Here is an 18,685-nt window from a genome sequence, read left to right as displayed (position 1 = left end):
CATCCAGCGCCGAAAAGCTCCAGAAGCTCGAAGCCCAGTCATCAAAGGTGTTCAGGCACTCTCTAAAGTCGCGCAAGACGGTTTCAACATCGACCGTCTTTGCATCCATTGGGGCCAGGGCCAGCCTGCCAATGGCCGGGTTCAAGCGACAGCCCAAAAAACCTGGGCTTTAACGAAAAAAACCATCTGCAATCCCTCGCACTGTGTGATCAGGCGAAGGACTTTGCAGAGGTTTTAAGGAGAGATCTGTAGAGCTTTTCCGGCTATTACGTGGGAAGTTTCAACGGCTTTTGTCCTCTTCCGCCCAAACACCAGACGGCACAGCGCGGCTGGTCAACGCTGTCAGCCAAGGCATTGCCGCCCGCATACTGCAAGGCTTCGGCGCCAGCCCCCCGGACAAAGCACTGTCCTATACATAGAACGAATAAGGCCGCGTTTGCCGGCTAGTGCTCAAACGCCAGCAGCCTTATGGTGGTCGTACTTTGGAGGTACACCATGAAAAAACTCATCGGCATCTACACCAGCCCCCGCGCCCATTGGGTCGGCGATGGCTTCCCGGTGCGCACGCTGTTTTCCTACGACTCGATGGGCAAGCACATCAGCCCATTCCTGTTGCTGGACCACGCTGGCCCCGCCGATTTCACGCCCACCGATCAACGTCGCGGCGTCGGCCAACACCCGCATCGCGGTTTTGAAACCGTGACCATCGTGTATGACGGCGAAGTCGAGCACCGTGATTCCACCGGCGCCGGTGGCAAGATCGGCCCCGGCGATGTGCAATGGATGACGGCCGCGAAAGGCATCATCCATGAAGAGTTCCATTCCGAAGCCTTTGCCCGCAGCGGCGGGGCGCTGGAGATGGTGCAACTGTGGGTCAACCTGCCGGCCAAGGACAAAATGGCCGACGCCGGTTACCAGACCATCGTCGACGGTGATATCCCGGTGCTGCCGCTGGCCAACGACGCCGGGCAACTGCGCTTGATCGCCGGTGAGTTCGCCGGTACTCAAGGGCCTGCGCGTACCTTCACGCCGATTGACGTGTGGGACCTGCGCCTTAATGCCGGTAAAACGGTGACGCTGGACCTGCACGCCGGGCGTAATACTGCGCTGGTTATTCTGCGCGGCACGGTGCTGGTCAATGGCGAAGAGGTGGCGCGCCAAGGTCAATTGGCGTTGTTCGAGCGCGATGGTGCTCAGCTGACGCTGGAGGCCAACGATGACGCCAAAGTGTTGCTGCTCAGTGGCGAGCCGATTGACGAGCCTATCGTCGGTCACGGCCCGTTCGTGATGAACACCGAGCAGGAAATCCACCAGGCGTTTGCCGACTTCCAGTCGGGGCGTTTCGGGCAGATGGCGGGCTGATTGCCTGGCGCAATACCCCTGTGGGAGCTGGCTTGCCTGCGATAGCATCACCTCGGTGCAACGGATACACCGAGGTGCCTGCATCGCAGGCAAGCCAGCTCCCACATTTTGTTTTCCAGCGTTCCTGTTTCATGCGATCTTCTGGGCATTCGCCCTGGAGTCGCCTGGATGCCCTCATTTATCGCTGATCACCCGATGTTGTGCGCCGTGGCGCTGATCTTTATCGACATCGCCGTGTGGCGTCTTATTTCCGCCAACCTCGCCAACTGGAAACTCGCGGCGCGCTTGGCGATTTTTGCCGTTTACAGCGCCGTGCTGTTCAACGACGGCATGAACCCCATGCAACTCGCGCCGTATGCCGACAACACCGCCTTGCACCTGGCGGCCACTGCGCTGCAGATCGGCTGGTGGCTGTTCGCCGCGCGCACCCTTACGGTGTTGCTCGGCACGGTAATGATGAATCGGGTCGGGCATGGCGGGCGATTGCTGCAGGACCTGTTGGGCGCGGTGATTTTCCTGATCGCGATCATCGCCGCCATGGCCTACGTGCTCGACCTGCCGGTCAAAGGCGTGCTCGCCACCTCCGGCGCCGTGGCGATCATCGTCGGCCTGGCGCTGCAAAGCACTTTGAGCGATGTGTTTTCCGGGATCGTCCTCAATACCACCAAACCCTACCAACTGGATGACTGGATTTCCATCGACGGCACCGAAGGCCGCGTCACGGATATCGACTGGCGCGCCACACGCCTGCAAACCTCCCAGGGCAGCATGGCGGTGATCCCCAACTCGCTGGCGGCCAAAGCCAAGATCATCAACTTCTCACGCCCGGCGGACATGTTCGGCCTGGCGGTCAGCCTGCAAGTCAGCCCCCATGCGCGCCCGCAAACCGTGATCGAGGCGCTGGAGCGCGCGATGCAAGGTTGCCGGCCGCTGCTGGCCAAGCCCGCGCCGAGCGTGGCGTTCAAGACGTCGGCCAGTGGCGGCGTCGAGTATGAAATCAGCGGGTTTGTGCCGGCCATGACCCTCAAGCGCGAAGTGCGCAACCAGCTTTACGACCTGGCGTTCCGGCACCTGCAAGCGGCGGGCGTAGGCCTGCTGTCCGCCACCGAAAGCAGCGCACCACCGGCGATGTCTGCCGCGCGGGCATTGCTGGAGCGTTCGTCGATTTTCTCCACCCTGCGCCAGGAAGAGAAGGACACCTTCAGCCAGAACATGACCCAGCACACCTACCGCGCCGGCGAGATGATCTTGCCGGCGGGGGAGGTCAGCGACCATTTGTTTATTATCGAATCCGGCGTGGTCTCGGTGATGTTGGTCAAGGCTGGCCACAAGTTCGAGGCCGGGCGCATGGGGCCGGGCGAGGTGATTGGCGAGGCGGGGATTTTGTCGGATCAGGCGACGCTGGCGGATTTCTCGGCCAAGACCTTCTGCACGCTGTATCGCATCGAGAGGGAATACCTCAAACCTTGTCTGGATGCGCGGCATGACATCAGCGAAGCAATGAAGGCGCTGCTGGATTTCCGTGTGCACACGGCGCAGGCCTTGACCCAGGAGGCGCCGGTGGTGCCGGTCAAGAAAGGCTTTTTGCAGTGGCTGCGTAATCGCGGGCTCTAGCGGGTCAGGGCGCCATTGCGATGCGGTAGCGCTCATCGAAATCATCCGCCAACTGCGCCAGCGTCACATCCCCCAGGCGCGCCATCAATAGCGCCTGCGCCTGATCGAACGCGTCCGTCAATGCCGCGTTCACCGCCTGCTCCACCAGGCACGCCGGGTGATCGGTGGACAGGCCGATGGCGAATATCGACGGCGTGCCCAAGGCGTTGTGAATATCCAGCAAGGTAATTTCATCCAGGGGTTTGCCCAGGCTCCAGCCGCCTTGATGGCCCTTTTCCGAGCGCACGTAACCCTGCTCCTTGAGCAGGCCCAAGGTGCGCCGCACCACCACCGGGTTAGTGCCGAGCATCTGTGCGATGGTCTCCGACGTGGCGCGCTCTTCATGGCGGCCCATATGGATCAGCACATGCAGCATGCGCGAGAGGCGGGTGTCGTTTCTCATCAAAAAACCTCAATTCGATTCGGCGCAAAGTATCGTTTGTAACCTAAAAAGTTGCGAGACCCTTGACGCGGTATTTTTACGTAACATATGGTGTGTCGTGAAAGCGCGCGGACCACCGCGAGCGCACAACACGAGATCACTTTCATGATGCATGACGTCATTATTGTGGGCGGCAGCTATGCCGGCCTGTCCGCGGGCCTGCAATTGGCGCGGGCGCGACGCAAGGTATTGGTGATTGATGCCGGGCAGCGGCGTAATCGCTTTGCGGCTACTTCTCATGGCTTTCTCGGCCAGGACGGCCAGGCGCCGGACGTCATCGCCGCCGAAGGGCGCCGCCAGTTGATGGAATACCCGACGGTGACCTGGGTGCAAGACAGCGTGGTCCAGGCTGCTTGCGAGCCGAGTGGTTTCAGCGTTCGCACCCATGGCAATGGCGAGTTCAAAGCCAAGCGCCTGATCCTCGCCACCGGCGTGGTCGACGAATTACCCGCCATCGAAGGCCTCAAGGAACGCTGGGGCACGCGTGTTTTTCACTGTCCTTATTGCCACGGCTACGAATTGGATCAAGGTCGCATCGGCGTATTGGCCACTTCACCGCTGGCGATGCACCACGCATTAATGCTGCCGGATTGGGGCACCACCACCTTGTTCACCAATGGCGTATTTACGCCGGATGCCGAACAGCAGGCGCAGTTGGATCGACGTGGGGTGTCGCTGGAAAGGACGAAGGTCACGCGCATCAGCGGCGACCGCGCTGATTTGGAATTGGCCGACGGCCGGGTCATAGCGCTGGACGGCGTATTCACCCAATCTCGCACACGCATCAGCCCGTTAATCGAGCAATTGGGTTGTGAGTTGGCCGATGGCCCCACCGGTCCTTATCTGCACACCAACGACATGCGCCAAACCTCTGTGGCTGGTGTGTTTGCCTGTGGCGACACCTCGCTTGCCGCCGGCTCGGTGGCGCTGGCCGTGGGCGAGGGCGTGCGCGCCGGGGTGGGCGCGCACTTTTCGTTGATCACTGAGTGAGGTAAACCGGGCTGTCGGTGGACAGTGAGGCTTTTACCGCATGGGTCATGTCGGTAATCAGTGCTTCCTCGCGGTCTTCGCTCAGGGCTTTGAGGGTGATGGCAACCACTTCCTGAGGCGTGCTCTTCGGTGCCTGCACATCGGCCACCATGTCGGTATCGATGTAGGCCGGGTGCACGCCGATGACTAGGGTGTTCTGTTCGCGCAGCTCGCCGCGCAGGCCGTTGGTCAGGCCCCACTGGGCGGACTTCGAAGTGCTGTAGCCGCCGGCGCCGGGCGGGCTCAGCCAGCTCAATACCGAGAGGATATTGATCAGCGCGCCGCCGCCGTGCCTGGCAAGGATCGGCGCGAAGGCGCGGCTCACGCGCAGGGTGCCGAAGGTGTTCACGTCAAAGTGCTGCTGCAGGTTCTCGACACTGTCTTCGGCCAGCAATGAGCCGTACTTGAGCCAGCCCGCGTTGTTGATCAGCACATCCACATCGCTGCATTGCTCGGCGGCGCGCTGCACGCTGGCCGGGTCGGTAATGTCCAGCGCAACCGGCGTGCTGCCGGGAATATCGACACTGGCCGGGTCCCGCGCCCCGGCGTAAACCTTGGCGGCGCCCGCTGCCAGCAGCGCGGTGACGAATGCTTTGCCCAGGCCACGGTTGGCGCCGGTAACCAGTACGACTTTTCCACGAATATCCATGACGAACTCCAGGCGACGAATTAGGTTTAATGATGAAACCGTTTTTATCCTGAGCCTGTTGGTCCTATAATGCAACCTAATATTTCTGACTGCCGGGAGGCCCGACGATGAAACGCAAATGCCTGGAAGGCGACTGCTGCCCGGTTGCTCGTGCGCTCGATGTGGTGGGCGACTGGTGGACCCTGTTGATCATTCGCGACGCATACGCTGGGGTGACGCGCTTCGGGGATTTCCAGAAGAACCTCGGTGTGGCGAAAAACATCCTCGCCACCCGCCTCAAGGACATGGTCGAGCAAGGCCTGCTGCAAACCAACGAAATCGGCGCGCGCAGTGAATATCAACTCACCGACAAAGGCCGCGCGCTGATGCCGGTACTCGTCACCCTGGCCCAATGGGGTGAAGCCTTCACCGAGCCGGCGGCTGGCAGCACTCGCTTGCTGGATGCGCAGGCGCTCAAGCCGCTGCGCAAAGTCGAGATCCTGTCCGAAGACGGCCGCGTGCTGGGCCTCGAAGACATCTTCACCCAGCTACCCGCCTGAACTGAACGCGCCCACGGACCCAGGGGCATTTTCTTCAATACCCCACGTGCTCAGCCCTTTACCGTGATGCCATCTTCATGCGGCATCATAAAAAGGAACTGCAATGAGCCTGATCATTTCCATGGCGGCCTTCGCCCTGGCCACCTCCATCACACCGGGCCCGGTCAATGTGGTCGCGCTCAGCGCCGGCGCGCGCTTCGGCTTTGTTGCCAGCCAGAAACACGTAGTCGGCGCCGCCGTCGGCTTCACCCTGCTGTTGGTGCTGATCGGCCTGGGCCTGCATGAAGTGCTGGTGCGCTGGCCGCTCCTCACCCAGTTGATCCAGTGGGGCGGGGTGGCCTTCTTGCTGTACATGGCCTGGAAACTCGCGGTCGACGATGGCCGGCTCGACGCCGAGGGCACCGCCACCGCGCCGTCGATGCTCTACGGCGCGATCATGCAATGGCTCAACCCCAAAGCGTGGCTGGCCTGCGTGGCGGGCATGGGCTTGTTTGTGGCCGATGGCGATGCGCGCCAGGTCTGGCTGTTCGCAGCGCTCTACCTGGTGATCTGCTACCTGTCGGTGGCGTGCTGGGCATATGCCGGCACCTTCCTGCGGCGCTACCTGAGCAACCCGCACGGCGTGCGCCTGTTCAACCGCTCAATGGCCGCGTTGCTGGTGGCCAGTGTGGGTTATTTGCTGATGGCTTGAGCAAGTCGCGGTACTGCCCGGGCGTGGCGGCGAAGTGCTGTTTGAAGGTGCGCTGGAAATGCGCCTGGTCGGCAAAGCCGGCGGCCAGCGCCACGTCCGCGATCAATGCGCCGTTGCGCAACTGGGTGCGGGCAAACTGAATGCGCCGGTTCACCAGAAACGCATGGGGCGTGAGCCCGTAATACTGCTTGAACGCGCGGATCAGGTACGACGGCGACAGCTCGGCCGCCAGGCAAATATCTTCCAGCTTCAATGCCTCGGTGCAGTGCGCGCGGATGTACTCGGCGGCGCGCTCCAGCTTGTGGTTAACCTCCCGCACCGGCGTCAGCGAAGGGTTCAAACGCTGCTGCACCTCGGTGAAGTAACTCACCAGCGCGCTCTGCTTTTGCAGCAACTCGGCCTGCTCATCCAACAGGATTGCGTAGAGTTCAATCAAGCCGTTGTACAACACGGTATCGCGCGTGTGCGGCGTGTTGAACGGCCGATAACCCTGGTCGGTGCTGAAACCCAGCTGGTATTGCAGGTCTGTCAGCCAAGGCGTGTCGAGGTACAGCATGTGATACGACCAGGGCTGATCGTAGATCGGGTTGCACGCATGCACATCGCCGGGGTTCATCAACACCACCGTGCCGGCGCTGATCTCAAACGTGTGCGCGCCGTAGTGGTAATAACTGCGCCCGGTGGTAATCGCGCCGATGGAAAAATGCTCGTGGGAGTGGCGGGTATACGTCACCTTGCGCCCGTCGGCGATGGTGCGCGCCTCAATGAACGGCAAGCGCTCGTCACGCCAGAAGCGCGGCGCTTGCGCGGGGTGAGCGGAGGTGTTCAGCGTCATGGCGGTGGCCCCATCCCTTGAGGAACGAGCAGGGATCATTACACAGCCGCGTGCTGCATCGCCATGGCCGTTGATCAAAGCACTTTAGACAAAAACACCCGGCTGCTGCCTTCGGGTTCACAGGGTATTTCGCCAAACCGCACCCAGCCGTGTTTCTCATAAAACCCCGGCGCCTGAAAGCTCAGGGTGTACAGCACCGCGTTGCGGCAACCGCGCCGCCGCGCCTCGTCTTCAAAGGCATGCAGCAATTGGCTGCCCAGGCCCGAACCGCGCAGGGCGTCGGGCAGGTGGAACAGGTCGAGGAAGGCCATACCCAGGGAAGTTTTGCCGGTAATGCCGCCGAGAATCTGCCGGGTGTCAGGGTCTTTGAGCAGCACCGTCAGCGGCAGGCGATCGTTGGAGCCGGTGATGGCTTCATTGAACGCAGCCAGGCCGTTGCCGAGCAGGTGCTCGGCGTCGGGGTGGGGTTGGTCGCTGATTTCAATCTGCGGTGCAGTCATCACGGAACGCTTCCTGGGTTAGAGCGCCATCACCATCTCATGCCACGCCATCCCGCCATGTTCCGACGGCGAAGGCTGCACATAGGTGTAGCCCATGCGCGTGTACAACGGCACATGTTGCTCCTTGCACATCAAGTGAATCGTCTGCTTGCCCATCGCCCGCATGCGCTGCACAAACTCAGTCATCAACAGCCTGGAATAGCCCTTGCCCTGATGCGCCGGGTCAACCACCACCGACATAATCACCACATTCGGCGCTTCGGCCGAATGCCCCACCAACTCCTTGAACGCCTCATCCGACATCACCACCTGATGGGCGCAGCCACAGTTGATAAAACCCACCACCGCGCCATCCGCCTCCAGAATCAAAAAGCCCTTGGGGTACTGCGCGATACGCGTAGCGATCTTTTCCAGCGTCGCGGCTTCATCGCCTTCGTAAGCGCTGATTTCGATGTCAAAGCAACGCGCGGCATCGGCGGGGACGGCGTTGCGGAAGGTGAGGGCGGGCATGGGCGTTTCCTGGGGCGTTAAACGAAAGGCCACATCATAGCGGCGCGCCCAAACACTCGCCATCGCCGCAGCGGCAGCGTCGAACAAAGGCCAAACGGTGGGAGCTGTCGAGCCCCCGCGAGGCTGCGAAGGCGGCGGTACAGGCACTATCAAAGCCGGATCAGTACCCCTGTTTAAGTTCACCAAAAACCAGAAAACCCGCCAAAGCGGGTTTCCACACAGCTCACATCACATCAACTCACAGCAGCCACATCAAACCCCCGCCGCTCCATCACCGTAAACACATCCGCCACATCCTGCACCATGATTCGAGCGGTATTGGCGACCGTATTAATGTCGTGCTCGGCATAGTCGGACACAGTGGAGCACGCCATCAGATGCAGGTAGGCGAGGGCGGCGTTGAGACGTTCGCTGGCGCAAGCGTGAAGCTCGCTGAGCGGGGCGTCGCTGTCGATGAGGAGGACAGGGTATTCGGTTGCGGTTTGGGACATGGGGGTGAAGCGGCGGGGCGGGTGTTGAGTAGTCATGGTGTAAATCCTCAAGAAAAAAGATTTACCACCGGCTCTGCTGCGAAACAGATTGGGTGGCAGCTGTGCGCGGGTTCGCAGACCGGACGATTTACACCAAAACCCGGCAGACCCGAAGGTCTCCCACGCACAACCGCCATAAAACATTCAGCAGCCGGGAGCCGGCTGGGGCATGTCTGACGGTATTGGTGTGAATCGTTTTAGGGCTGCGAAACCCTGTCGCCGGCCAATGCAAGCGACGGGCCGAACTATAAGGTGTGGAAAGCCAGGGCGCAACTGAGAGGATGTATCAAACGCCACCCACTCAATTCGCCCCATCATTGCAGGAAGTTTTGCCCGGCTCGGTAATGGGTTGGGCAATGCCGCCGGTGAGCGCCTGATTTATCTCAATGATGCACTCGCGAACGATGCTCAGGGCTTGGTTGGTTTCGGTGGCTTTATCGCCTGCCTCGTAAACGCGGCGATCCTCTCTAAGCAAGAACCCAACGGAGGCGAGGTAATGCCTTGACCAGTCCGGTACCTGACGCATCGCGTTGGTGAAGACAGGAAGATGTTTAGCCAGGCTTTCTTTGCCACAATCGAGGAAGTAGGGGAACACTCCAAACCAAGAGTGCTTATAGATTTTCACCCACACACCGGCCGGCCAGGTACCCAGACGGACGTCAAGATCGTAGTGGTGCTTCGCAGGGTTCCGCGTCAGCTGTGTTTCCATCAGCCCGGACCATTCCGCGAAAAGGTTGCTGTCGATCAGGCACTGTTGGAGGTTGGCGAACCTCTCATCTAACTTACGAGTCAAGCAATGCTGGTAGTTATTGACCAACTGCTCATAGGCTTCTTCATTCTGCTCGAAAATGTTCCAGCAAAGCTGCTTCAGTTCTGAGTTTCCCGACATTGTTTTCTCCACATGCGTGACGAGTTCGGCGATGAAATGGCCTGCCGCGTGGTTGGCGCGTGCCTGATGCTGGCGTAGCAATGCCGCTAGCTGCCCGTACGACTGGTAATAGACCGGTACAGTGGAGTCCTTGTTGATCGTGGGCGAGTTGCGCCCCGTCGGCGTCAGGTACACCAGGGCCCGAAAGGGGTAATGAGGGTAAAGATCGCAAAGAGCCTGCTGGTATTTGGCAATCTGGTTCGGTTGGTCCTTTGCCCAGATTTTATTCTCAATGGCAATCACAATCCGCAGGGCGGGAAAGTCGAGGAGGATGTCAAGGTGGGCTAATTCTCGAGATACTTTCGCTCTGGCACCTGCTGTGCTTGCGAGCGTTTGCTGAGGGATTGGGGTCCCAACGCACCGGCAATCCGACAGCGACTCGATGTAGGCGTCCCGGAATGAGGCGGCCAGGCCGTGCGGTTCTTGCTCACTGAGCAGCGCCGCGATGATATTCGAATGCACTAGTTCTTTGGTGCTCACACCCATGACTCTGAAGAGGTCAAAGCTGTTGGTGTAGCAGGTGAGGGCGGTGAATTCGTCGGTATTGGGCAGAGCTTCCAGCTGTGAGGCTGCAACGTCCATATCTGTTTTCCTGGATGGGTTTTGCAGTGGGTCGCGATTATAGGATTGATCCACTTCTAGCAAAAGGCCACTATTGCTAATGGTTATGCATATTTTGGGGGCAATGAGTTTTTTCCTTCGAGGGCTCATCGAAGCAGACTGCAGCAGACCGCCTGTGGGGGTAGGGATGGAAGGAAAGTATGAGATCGAAAGGGCAGCCTACAAGGAGTTTCTGACCCTTTGGGAGCAAGGAACATTCGAACAACAACGTTTAGGCCAGGCCTTCTACAATCATTTCCACCTGCACGCACTGACCGATCAGGCGAGTCTCCATCAACTTTATGAGGCGGGCGAGCGCGAGGCGATCAGGTTGATCTCGTCGCAATTTCTGATCAGGTGAGTGCTCTTAAACCAGAGATCACCATCAAGCGATGTGGGGAGGTTCCGAGCCGCGCCACATGCAGGCGGGGCTGATAGGCTTGGTGGCAGGTCGCGCCTGACTGAAGTCGACCCAAAGCGGTCATCATCATGCTCCAGTATTATTATGTCGATGCCCGGACTGTTCAGAGGTAGGTTGATAGTAAACGTCCCGCCAACTCACCTTAGCAAGGCCCGCATGCATAGACTGAAATATGTCAGCATTATTGAAGTAGCCAGTGCTTTGATGACCGCCAAAGGTTGCACATCCATTGAGCCGCCGCCGTTAGCGGGCTCCTTGAAGGGATTTACCAAACAATTGCTACGCGTCATGATGCTCTGAAGGCGGCTCCCAGCGAAGCCTACAGTTGGTTAAGGATTGCGAGATCTGTAATGGCTGACCAATTCCACTACCCGTGAAATTGGGGTCATACCACGGTTAAAATAATGGTGGCCTGACCCCCAATATTTTTTCCAATCAGCGCTTCAAAGCATCACATTGGGCACGCAGGTCCCTGTTGGAGATTGAACCGCAGCTACCGTTGTTGGTTTTCGCGTTACACAAATAGCGCTGATCACTGTCGTCGATGCTATTGCAGCTGCCTCCATTGGTTTCAGCATTGCAGGTATAGCGCAGGTCGCGGTCGGAGATGGAGTTGCAGCTTCCATGATTGGTCTTGGCATTGCAGTAATAACGCTGGTCACTGTCGCTGATGCTATTGCAGCTGCTCCCATTGGTTTCCGCGTTGCAGGTGTAGCGCAGGTCGCTGTTGGAGATAGAGTTGCAGCTACCATGGCCTTCCTTGGCTTTGCAGTAAGCGCGTTGGTCCGAATCGCCAATGCTGTCGCAGCCGGCAAAGGCGTTGCCGCTAATCAACAACAACAGCACAAGAATCACTCTCATCACTTTCTTCCTTGGTTTACCGGGACGCTATTCGGTATTTTTGGCCCGGCTGGCCATGCTGCACAACGGCGCCTCAAATTGCCATCACCTTAAGAAAAAGCTCACTCTTTTTCCAGCCATCTTATTGCGCCTCCAGCGCCGAGCTGTCGCGCGACGCCCGAGCGGAAATTGGGGTCAGACCACGGTTAAAATAATGGTGGTCTGACCCTGAGGGACCTCTAGGTGCATATTCATCAAGGCATCAATGTAGGGCGCCTTATGCGCGAGATATTCAGCAATGCCGCCCCGGTTGTTAGCTTCGAGCTGCAGCTTCAAATCCTGATATTGCTTGCGGACAGTGCTGTCTTTTCTCAACAGGTCGCGGAAACACAACATTCGTGCAATCTGTTCATGACCAGCAACGCACACGTGTATTTTATGAGTTCTCACCCCATCAACGTCGCGACGATAAAAGTGGTGCCCTGCGGAAAGATCTGATCCCCGCACGTAGCCCAATGTTCGCATGAACTTGTTACGAGCGACTTCATTTAAATGCTCCGACACCACAACCAGGATGTCGATTTCCGGTTTGGCAGAAAGCCCCGGAACGGCGGTGCTACCAATATGATGAGTTCCGATAAGCTCAGCACCGAAGCCCCCCGCGATTCTTCGGTTTTCGGCGGTAAAAAGTAGCGGCCACTGAGGGTCGTATGGACAGATTTTACTGGTGAGGGCCATCAGCGTTCCTTGCGTCATAGTCGAAGGGATAGAAGATTAACCTCGGTTCAAAAATTTTGAAATTTCTCTGCGACAACTGTGTTGGTAGACCTTTTTCGAAAGTCCCGACTGATTGTGATTTTGAGGGGGCGTCTTGGCTGGACGCTTACGCAAATGTGTCTTCGGAGGGCATTCAATTCCACAGCCTAGCCCCCAAAAAGAAAAAACCACCCACACCCCAGCCGCAAAGCCACGATATGGATGGTTCCACCCATCACTCTCAAAACACTACATTCGGTTCACTCAAACCCCGCCCACCAACTTCCCCCCATCCATCCTGCGTTTGTAGGCACTATCCCGACTCGCCAGCCAAAAATACAACGGCGACGTCACCACCAACCCCACCACCCAAGACAAATCCGCCCCGTTAATGTGTTCGGAAATCGGCCCCACATACAGCGGCGTGTTCATAAACGGAATCTGCACCGCAATCCCGATGGCATACGCCAGCAGCGCCTGGGGGTTGTACTTGCCGTAAATCCCGCCATCCACCCGGAAGATCGACGCAATGTCGTACTTGCCCTTATGAATCGCATAAAAGTCGATCAGGTTGATCGCCGTCCACGGCACCAGGACCACCAGCAACACCAGCACCATGTCGACGAAGTGGCCGATGAAGTCTTTGGAGGCGAACACGGCTGCAATGGCGCACGCGGCGAGTACGAGGATGGAGATCACCGCGCGGCTTTTGGCCGTCGGAATCCAGCGATACGCGAAGGTCTGTACCAGGGTGATGATCGACAGCACTGCGCCGTACAGGTTGAGGGCGTTGTGGCTGATTACGCTGAGCAGGAACAGCACCAGCATCAACTGAAGCCGCACCCGCTGCGGCTTCTGTCGTCGGCCAGTCAGCGGCGCGGGGTCTGCAAGGCGTGGTAGCCGTAATCGGCGCGGGCTTTGCGTAAAGGAACGCCCGCCTCGATAGCCGCACGAATATGCGCTTCGGCCTGGTGGATTTCTTCGGCCACCGCCAGCACTTCGCTCAGTGAACCGGCCGGAATTACTACCAGGCCATCACCGTCGCCGCGTAACCAATCGTCGGGTTGTACCCGCACGCCGCCCAGCGTAACGGGCGCCTGGATCGCTTCGACACGCACGCGATCCTTGCCGGTGCGCATCCAGTTACCCCGGGCAAAGATTGGGTAGTTAAGCGCCAGCGCACGGTCGACATCGCGGCAGATACCGTCAATCACCGTCCCGGCCAACTGCTTGCGGGCGGCGGTGGAGGTCAGCAAATCGCCCCACACGGTGGTGTCGAGCCGCGCCTGGTTGTCGATCACTACCACCTGGCCTGCCTCAAGGTCGTCGATGTAGTCACCCACCGAGCCGCCGTCCAGGCCAATAGGGCCGTAGCGCAGGGTCCAGGCTTTGCCTGTGAGGTTGAACGAGCGGTCCAGAGGCATGATGTCGGTGCACTGGCAAACAATCTTCAGGCGGTCCATCGCATCGCTGAGGTCGGTGCAACTCAGGGCGTTGAGACGGGTAAAAATAGAGGTTTGCATGATGTGGCCTTCCTTGTGTCCGGTAGGTTAACGCGCGCTGGCGGCGGCACTGAATGCGTGGATCTTGTCGACGATCTGGCGGGACGCCGTCCTGATTGCCGTGGTGGTATTGCCGGCGATGTGTGGCGTCAGTTGCGCGTTGGGAATGCCGGTCAGTGGCGAGTCGAACCGGTCTTTTTCCAGGGCAAAGGTATCGATGGCGACCGCTTTGATATGCCTGGGAAACTGGCGCATGAAGGCTGCCAACTGGTGCTCGTCAACGATCCCGCCGCGAGCGGTATTGATGAGGATTGAACCCTGGCGCATCTGCCGGAACTCGGCAGTGCCGAACAAGCCTCGGGTCTGCGGGGTGAGCGGTACGTGGATCGAGACGAGGTCCGCCTCGGCCAGTAACTGTTCAAGGCTTGCTCGTCGTTCAAGCTCAAGGCTGCGCGCCACCGGTTCGGTGAAGCGCTCGGACCCGGTGGCGATCACCTTGATGCCCAGCGCCGCAGCCTTGCGCGCCACCTGCCGGGCAATGCTGCCGGTGCCCACCAGCCCGAGCGTCAGTTCGGCGTATTCGCGGGCAGGTGCCAAGCTGCCTTTTGCCCAATGGCCGTTGTGCGTTTCGGCGTTGTAGTCATCCAGGTCGCGAGACAGAAACAGCGCCTGGGCCACGACGTATTCGGCAACAGCGACCGCGTTGGAACCCGGCGTGTTGAGTATCGCCACACCACACTGCTCGCACGCCAGCCGATCAATATGGTTAACCCCGGTGCCGGCCTGGGCAATGGCGCGCAAGGGTGTGGCCAGCGCGGGCGAGGTGGCGGCGCGGATCAGGCTGGCGCCGAAGGGGATGTTCAGGCGCGTCTTGAACACGCTATAACCCCCGGCCTGATTCACCGCGGCAATAAAGGCAGGCTCGTCATGGCAGTTGATCTCGGCATAGTGAATGCGCGTGGCGTAGTGCTGCCGGATGCGGTCTTTGTCGGCGAAGTAGTGCAGGTTGAGGGTGACGACCAGGCCCAGTTCAAGAAAGCGATCGACTTCCTCAAACAGTAACGGCGGCCCGGGGGCATCCAGTATCAGGGTGGTAAATGCCATACAGTTGATCCTCTTGGAGGGTAGCGCCTGCCGATACCCAGGTTGCCCTGGGTACCGGGGTTAATCACCAGGTGAAATGGTGCGCGCTTGCGGGATCGACCAGGCCCGCGTCGGTACTCACGGCCGCGAGGAACCCGCTGTAGAAATCATTCAGCGATGAAGACTGGATGAACTCGGGATTGCGCTTGGCGTAGATAAGAAACAACCGATAGATTCGCAGGTTCTTTTCCTTGCGGTAGACCTCTGCCTTGAGGCTCGGCCACAGATTGAGCAAGCTGCTTTCCTTGATTTTCCACGGGTCCGCCGGCTCGGTGCCGGTGGTGGCTTTGTGGACAAAGCGCTTACCTTCAATGACTTCCAGGTGCAGGCTGGCCAGCAGTTGCTCGGCCGTGCCGACGGCTTCGGTCTTCAAGGCTTGCGCCAACGCCAGGATGTGGGCCTTTTCCGGGAGGCTGCCGGTCAAGGTCAGCCAGGCGCATTTGAGGTCGGTTCGCGCAATGGCGTAGGCCATGCCTTTGACGTAGGTGTGAAAGCTCTCATCCTCGTTGAAGGCCTTCGCCAAGTGCGTGGCCGGCTCTTGCGCGAACTGCCCGACGCCGATCAGTTCGCTGTGCAACCCACCGGCCAGCAAGGCGCGGGTCCAGGGAATCGCACGAATGGCATCGGGGCGCGACTCGAACACTTTGATGTTGAAGATACGCGAAGGCGGCCGGGTGCCCTTGGCGGTGGCCCTGACCACGTCAAATCGCGCCAGGTCCCGCAGCAGAGAGGGCAGCGCGGGGTGCTCGAAGAAAGTCGCCTGGTAACGACGCACCACGTCCCCCCAACGTTGAATCCTGCCGGCAACGACCTCCTCGGACGGTTGCGGCTGGGGCTCGGCGTGCATACGGTACAACTGGCTGAGAAAGTTGACGGACTGGTTGCGGGTCAGCAGATGAGCGCGCATCTCCGCGCACCCGGCCAGCATGAACCGGGTTTCCGGACCCTCCAGCGCGCCGAACTCCTGCAAGGTCTCTGCGATCACCCCGTTACACCGTGCGTGTTCCCCACCCATGATGACGTGGACGACCACCTCGATTCCGTAGCGGGCCGCGATCGACTTGTGCCGGTTGGCAATCGCCATATTCAGTTTGTGCATGGCCTTGCCGCCTTGCTTGCCCGTGTCGCTGGGGCCAAACGTGATGTATTGGCGGTTGCCGCGTGTTGCCAGATGCTGGCGGTACACCGGGTTTTCGTACACCTCATGCACCGTGGCAAGCGTGCGCTCGGCACCTGCCAGGTCTTCGGGTTGCAGGGCGATGTCGATCCCGTCGCGCACTTGGGCCGCCTTCATCAAGAACAGCACCTCCAGCGCGCTGAGGGCCGAGGTGTACTCGGCGATCCCGTGGATTTTCATCCTGTCGCGATAACGGTCGATCATTTCAAACCGCTCGATCGCATTGCGCGAATCGTGCATGCGGATATAGCTCGGGTCCTGCTCCATCAGCGCAATGTAATCCTGGCCGGCGTATTGCTGGGCTTTCCTGGTATAAATCGGCGTGGTGCGTTGCAGATATCCTTGCCACAGGGCAGCGGGTGTCTGGGCCGCCTCGCCTTCCAGCGCGACCTCAAGCGCAGCCTGACGCGCACGTTCATCCAGCTCGCGATAGTGCAGGCCCTGGCCCAGGCCGATGGATTCCAGCCATTGGCTGGACAGAATTTCATCGACCACGCTGCTGAACATCTCGGCGTTTTCACGAAACTCGATGTCCAGGTAGTGAAAGCCAAACGCATGCACCCGCAGCAGCAGGCGGTCGATGGCAGCCGGCTGGGTAAAACGGATGCTGCCCAGTGCCTCGATCAGCTCGGTGGGCTGCTCGAAACGCTCGGGGTGATCCTTGCCCAGGCGTGCCCGAATCTCTTCCAGGCGGTGCTGTGCGCCGCCGTCCTTGATCATGCTGTCGATATCAGCGATATAGCGGTTGCGCAGCGCGGTTTCCAGCGCCACGACCAGGGTTTCGGTGTGCTGGTTGGTGTCATAGGGGCGGCCATCCTTATCGCCGTATAACCAGGTAAACAAGGTCAGCCATTTTTCCTGCGTCGCCAGACCCAGGGCGTGATGCACGTCAGGCAATGCGTCATACACACTGTCGGCGTAAAAAATCTGCGACTCGATATCGGTGCCATTACTGCCCGACCACACGGCGTTGTACAACTCCAGCAGCAGCTGCGCAGTGACTTGGGGCTTTTTGAGACCGCGGTCTTCGACGTGCTGCGCCAGTTTCTGCAAGACCAGCACGACGGAATGCTTGAGCTGGTCGGTCTCTTTGCACAGCAGCCCCAGGCTGATATTTACTCCGGCCGGCGCAGCAATCAACTGCGAGTCGAGCGTGAGCAACTGACGGGGCAGGCTGGCTTGCGAAGCAATCTGGGTCGCCACGCTTCTGACTGACAATTCGAACAGCAGCTGCTTGATCAGCAACAACTTCCAGAACGCCTCGACGTCTTTGCTGGAGCGGGATTCGAAGAACGCCTTGCCCAAAGCCGCCGCCAATTTCGCATCAGCCTTGTCCAGATACGACAGCGTATCGATTTCGGCGTAGATCCTCAGGCAGGCTCGGGTGTGCGGGGTTTGGGAAGCGTCATCTGTGTTGGCCTTGAGTGCGTGCTCCAGTGCTCGCCATAGAACGTCATGCAGTAACGCGGGGTTGGTATGGCGGAGTGACGGGCGAGTTGATGCATTTTCCAGTATGGAGTTGATCACATGATTCATGGGTTCGAGCCTCGATAATTGTACAAATCCCTTGTTTGCATTGCGCCGAACAGGCACACGCAAAATCATCAATGTCCCAGGCTTAACCCACTGCGTCGTAACGAACGGAACTCACCTGTTCGCCGACAGAAAGCCCCCCTTGTCGGTACCGAAAAACGGCAAAAAAATGAAACAACTTGTTACATCTGTGGGCAATAAAACATGCTCCGAATTTTTCGAAAAAAGACCTTTTTGGAATAGAACGCTAGGAAAAAATGATAGGGAGCTAATAAAAATAACAGCGCTGAGTTCTGTTTCAGTGCCGAGCGCTTTTCTAAAACCCTGATTCTTCGAAATTAAATCCACGCGCTCAAAAAACGCTCGCCTCGGGAAGAATTTCGCGAAGGCGCAACCTGCGAGCACAACCTAAACAATTCTTCATAAACTCGAATTTATGAAAAAGCAGAGCAGGCTTATTGCCAGCCCTTTAGAGTCATTTTTCGTATTAAGCGTTTTACCCAAGGAGTGCGCGCCTTGGCACTAAAAATTAGGGTGGTCTGACCCCGTTTTTACCTGACCCACCGCCATCGCGGGCAAGCCCGCTCCCACAAGGTTTCATGCCATGCCTACGATCCGCGTCATGACCCCAGCCGACTACGACGCCGTGCTCGAACTGATGCAAAACACCCCCGGTATTTCCCTGCGTGACGCCGACTCCCGCGAGGCCACGCAGCGTTATCTGGCGCGTAACCCGCAGATGAGTTTTGTCGCCGAAGCCGAGGGTCGGTTGATCGGCTGTGTGATGTGCGGCCATGATGGGCGTCGTGGTTATTTGCAGCACCTGCTGGTGTTGCCGGACTATCGTCGCCAAGGCATCGCCCAAGCGATGGTGCAACGCTGCCTCGCCGCGCTGGAGCAGCAGGGCATTCACAAATGCCACCTCGACGTTTTCAAAACCAACACCCACGCCGCCCAGTATTGGCAAGGGCAGGGCTGGACACTTCGAACGGATATCGACCGTTATTCATTCACCCGAAAGGGCAATGAAAACGCATGAAAGGAC

Annotated in this window: 19 protein-coding genes and 1 pseudogene; 7 read left to right on the top strand and 13 right to left on the bottom strand. The window is 59.0% G+C overall.

Features of this window, described 5'->3' with window-relative positions:
• Positions 1-495 precede the first annotated feature (495 nt).
• Positions 496-1,362, top strand: coding sequence for a pirin family protein (locus ACLBW8_RS28075; RefSeq protein WP_407017514.1), 867 nt, complete (start codon positions 496-498; stop codon positions 1,360-1,362).
• 168 nt (positions 1,363-1,530) lie between these two features.
• The gene (locus tag ACLBW8_RS28070) at positions 1,531-2,976 is read left to right on the top strand and encodes a mechanosensitive ion channel family protein (RefSeq protein WP_064451896.1); all 1,446 of its coding nucleotides are present in this window, start codon (positions 1,531-1,533) and stop codon (positions 2,974-2,976) included.
• Positions 2,977-2,980: 4 nt separating this feature from the next.
• Here ACLBW8_RS28070 and ACLBW8_RS28065 read toward each other — a convergent pair whose 3' ends face one another.
• On the bottom strand, positions 2,981-3,418 hold the full coding sequence (locus tag ACLBW8_RS28065; RefSeq protein ID WP_128592244.1) for an Rrf2 family transcriptional regulator: 438 nt from the start codon (positions 3,416-3,418) through the stop codon (positions 2,981-2,983).
• Between the two features lie 144 nt (positions 3,419-3,562).
• Here ACLBW8_RS28065 and ACLBW8_RS28060 point away from each other — a divergent pair, with 144 nt between their 5' ends.
• The gene (locus ACLBW8_RS28060; RefSeq protein WP_447806867.1) at positions 3,563-4,447 is read left to right on the top strand and encodes an NAD(P)/FAD-dependent oxidoreductase; all 885 of its coding nucleotides are present in this window, start codon (positions 3,563-3,565) and stop codon (positions 4,445-4,447) included.
• Here ACLBW8_RS28060 and ACLBW8_RS28055 read toward each other — a convergent pair.
• On the bottom strand, positions 4,437-5,135 hold the full coding sequence (locus ACLBW8_RS28055; RefSeq protein ID WP_447806866.1) for an SDR family oxidoreductase: 699 nt from the start codon (positions 5,133-5,135) through the stop codon (positions 4,437-4,439). The genes ACLBW8_RS28060 and ACLBW8_RS28055 overlap by 11 nt on opposite strands.
• 107 nt (positions 5,136-5,242) lie before the next feature.
• On the opposite strand from ACLBW8_RS28055, the gene ACLBW8_RS28050 reads away from it, so the two are divergent.
• Both ACLBW8_RS28050 and ACLBW8_RS28045 read left to right on the top strand, forming a co-directional pair.
• Positions 5,243-5,674: a winged helix-turn-helix transcriptional regulator gene (locus tag ACLBW8_RS28050; RefSeq protein WP_447806865.1), complete on the top strand. Its 432-nt coding sequence runs from the start codon at positions 5,243-5,245 to the stop codon at positions 5,672-5,674.
• Between the two features lie 103 nt (positions 5,675-5,777).
• A complete protein-coding gene (locus tag ACLBW8_RS28045) occupies positions 5,778-6,365 on the top strand; it encodes a LysE family translocator (RefSeq protein WP_053255605.1) in 588 nt (195 codons plus the stop codon).
• Here ACLBW8_RS28045 and ACLBW8_RS28040 read toward each other — a convergent pair.
• The 5 genes from ACLBW8_RS28040 to ACLBW8_RS28020 all read right to left on the bottom strand — a co-directional run bounded on the left by ACLBW8_RS28040 (position 6,307) and on the right by ACLBW8_RS28020 (position 10,250).
• Positions 6,307-7,200 carry a helix-turn-helix domain-containing protein gene (locus ACLBW8_RS28040; protein WP_447806864.1) on the bottom strand — a complete coding sequence of 298 codons (894 nt, stop codon included), beginning with the start codon at positions 7,198-7,200 and terminating at the stop codon, positions 6,307-6,309. The genes ACLBW8_RS28045 and ACLBW8_RS28040 overlap by 59 nt on opposite strands.
• Before the next feature lie 74 nt (positions 7,201-7,274).
• Entirely contained in the window at positions 7,275-7,700 is a 426-nt protein-coding gene (locus ACLBW8_RS28035) for a GNAT family N-acetyltransferase (RefSeq protein WP_447806863.1), read from the bottom strand.
• A gap of 18 nt (positions 7,701-7,718) precedes the next feature.
• The gene (locus tag ACLBW8_RS28030) at positions 7,719-8,210 is read right to left on the bottom strand and encodes a GNAT family N-acetyltransferase (protein ID WP_447806862.1); all 492 of its coding nucleotides are present in this window, start codon (positions 8,208-8,210) and stop codon (positions 7,719-7,721) included.
• 233 nt (positions 8,211-8,443) lie between these two features.
• Positions 8,444-8,737, bottom strand: coding sequence for a fructose-bisphosphate aldolase (locus ACLBW8_RS28025; protein ID WP_447806861.1), 294 nt, complete (start codon positions 8,735-8,737; stop codon positions 8,444-8,446).
• A 304-nt stretch (positions 8,738-9,041) separates the two neighbouring features.
• Entirely contained in the window at positions 9,042-10,250 is a 1,209-nt protein-coding gene (locus tag ACLBW8_RS28020) for a PDDEXK-like family protein (protein WP_447806860.1), read from the bottom strand.
• 166 nt (positions 10,251-10,416) lie between these two features.
• On the opposite strand from ACLBW8_RS28020, the gene ACLBW8_RS28015 reads away from it, so the two are divergent.
• Entirely contained in the window at positions 10,417-10,629 is a 213-nt protein-coding gene (locus ACLBW8_RS28015; RefSeq protein WP_447806859.1) for a hypothetical protein, read from the top strand.
• A 495-nt stretch (positions 10,630-11,124) separates the two neighbouring features.
• On the opposite strand, the gene ACLBW8_RS28010 is transcribed toward ACLBW8_RS28015, so the two are convergent.
• The 6 genes and pseudogenes from ACLBW8_RS28010 to ACLBW8_RS27985 all read right to left on the bottom strand — a co-directional run bounded on the left by ACLBW8_RS28010 (position 11,125) and on the right by ACLBW8_RS27985 (position 17,643).
• Positions 11,125-11,550 (bottom strand): hypothetical protein, encoded by a 426-nt coding sequence (locus ACLBW8_RS28010; RefSeq protein WP_221294465.1) that lies wholly within the window; start codon positions 11,548-11,550, stop codon positions 11,125-11,127.
• A gap of 174 nt (positions 11,551-11,724) precedes the next feature.
• Positions 11,725-12,267, bottom strand: coding sequence for a GrpB family protein (locus tag ACLBW8_RS28005; RefSeq protein ID WP_447806858.1), 543 nt, complete (start codon positions 12,265-12,267; stop codon positions 11,725-11,727).
• 282 nt (positions 12,268-12,549) lie between these two features.
• Positions 12,550-13,116, bottom strand: a pseudogene (locus ACLBW8_RS28000) (cytosine permease); the annotation flags it as partial.
• Positions 13,117-13,154: 38 nt separating this feature from the next.
• Positions 13,155-13,808, bottom strand: a complete 654-nt coding sequence (locus ACLBW8_RS27995; RefSeq protein ID WP_053255614.1) for an RraA family protein — start codon at positions 13,806-13,808, stop codon at positions 13,155-13,157.
• A gap of 27 nt (positions 13,809-13,835) precedes the next feature.
• A complete protein-coding gene (locus tag ACLBW8_RS27990; protein ID WP_447806857.1) occupies positions 13,836-14,891 on the bottom strand; it encodes an NAD(P)-dependent oxidoreductase in 1,056 nt (351 codons plus the stop codon).
• A 64-nt stretch (positions 14,892-14,955) separates the two neighbouring features.
• Positions 14,956-17,643, bottom strand: a complete 2,688-nt coding sequence (locus ACLBW8_RS27985; RefSeq protein ID WP_447806856.1) for a phosphoenolpyruvate carboxylase — start codon at positions 17,641-17,643, stop codon at positions 14,956-14,958.
• Between the two features lie 601 nt (positions 17,644-18,244).
• Between ACLBW8_RS27985 and ACLBW8_RS27980 the strand changes: the two genes are divergently transcribed.
• Positions 18,245-18,679 (top strand): GNAT family N-acetyltransferase, encoded by a 435-nt coding sequence (locus tag ACLBW8_RS27980; protein ID WP_447806855.1) that lies wholly within the window; start codon positions 18,245-18,247, stop codon positions 18,677-18,679.
• Positions 18,680-18,685 lie beyond the last annotated feature (6 nt).

It is taken from the genome of Pseudomonas sp. M5A4_2d, from assembly GCF_053345295.1.
Note: the sequence above shows the minus strand (reverse complement) of the source record. Positions and strands in the feature narration are given on the sequence as shown.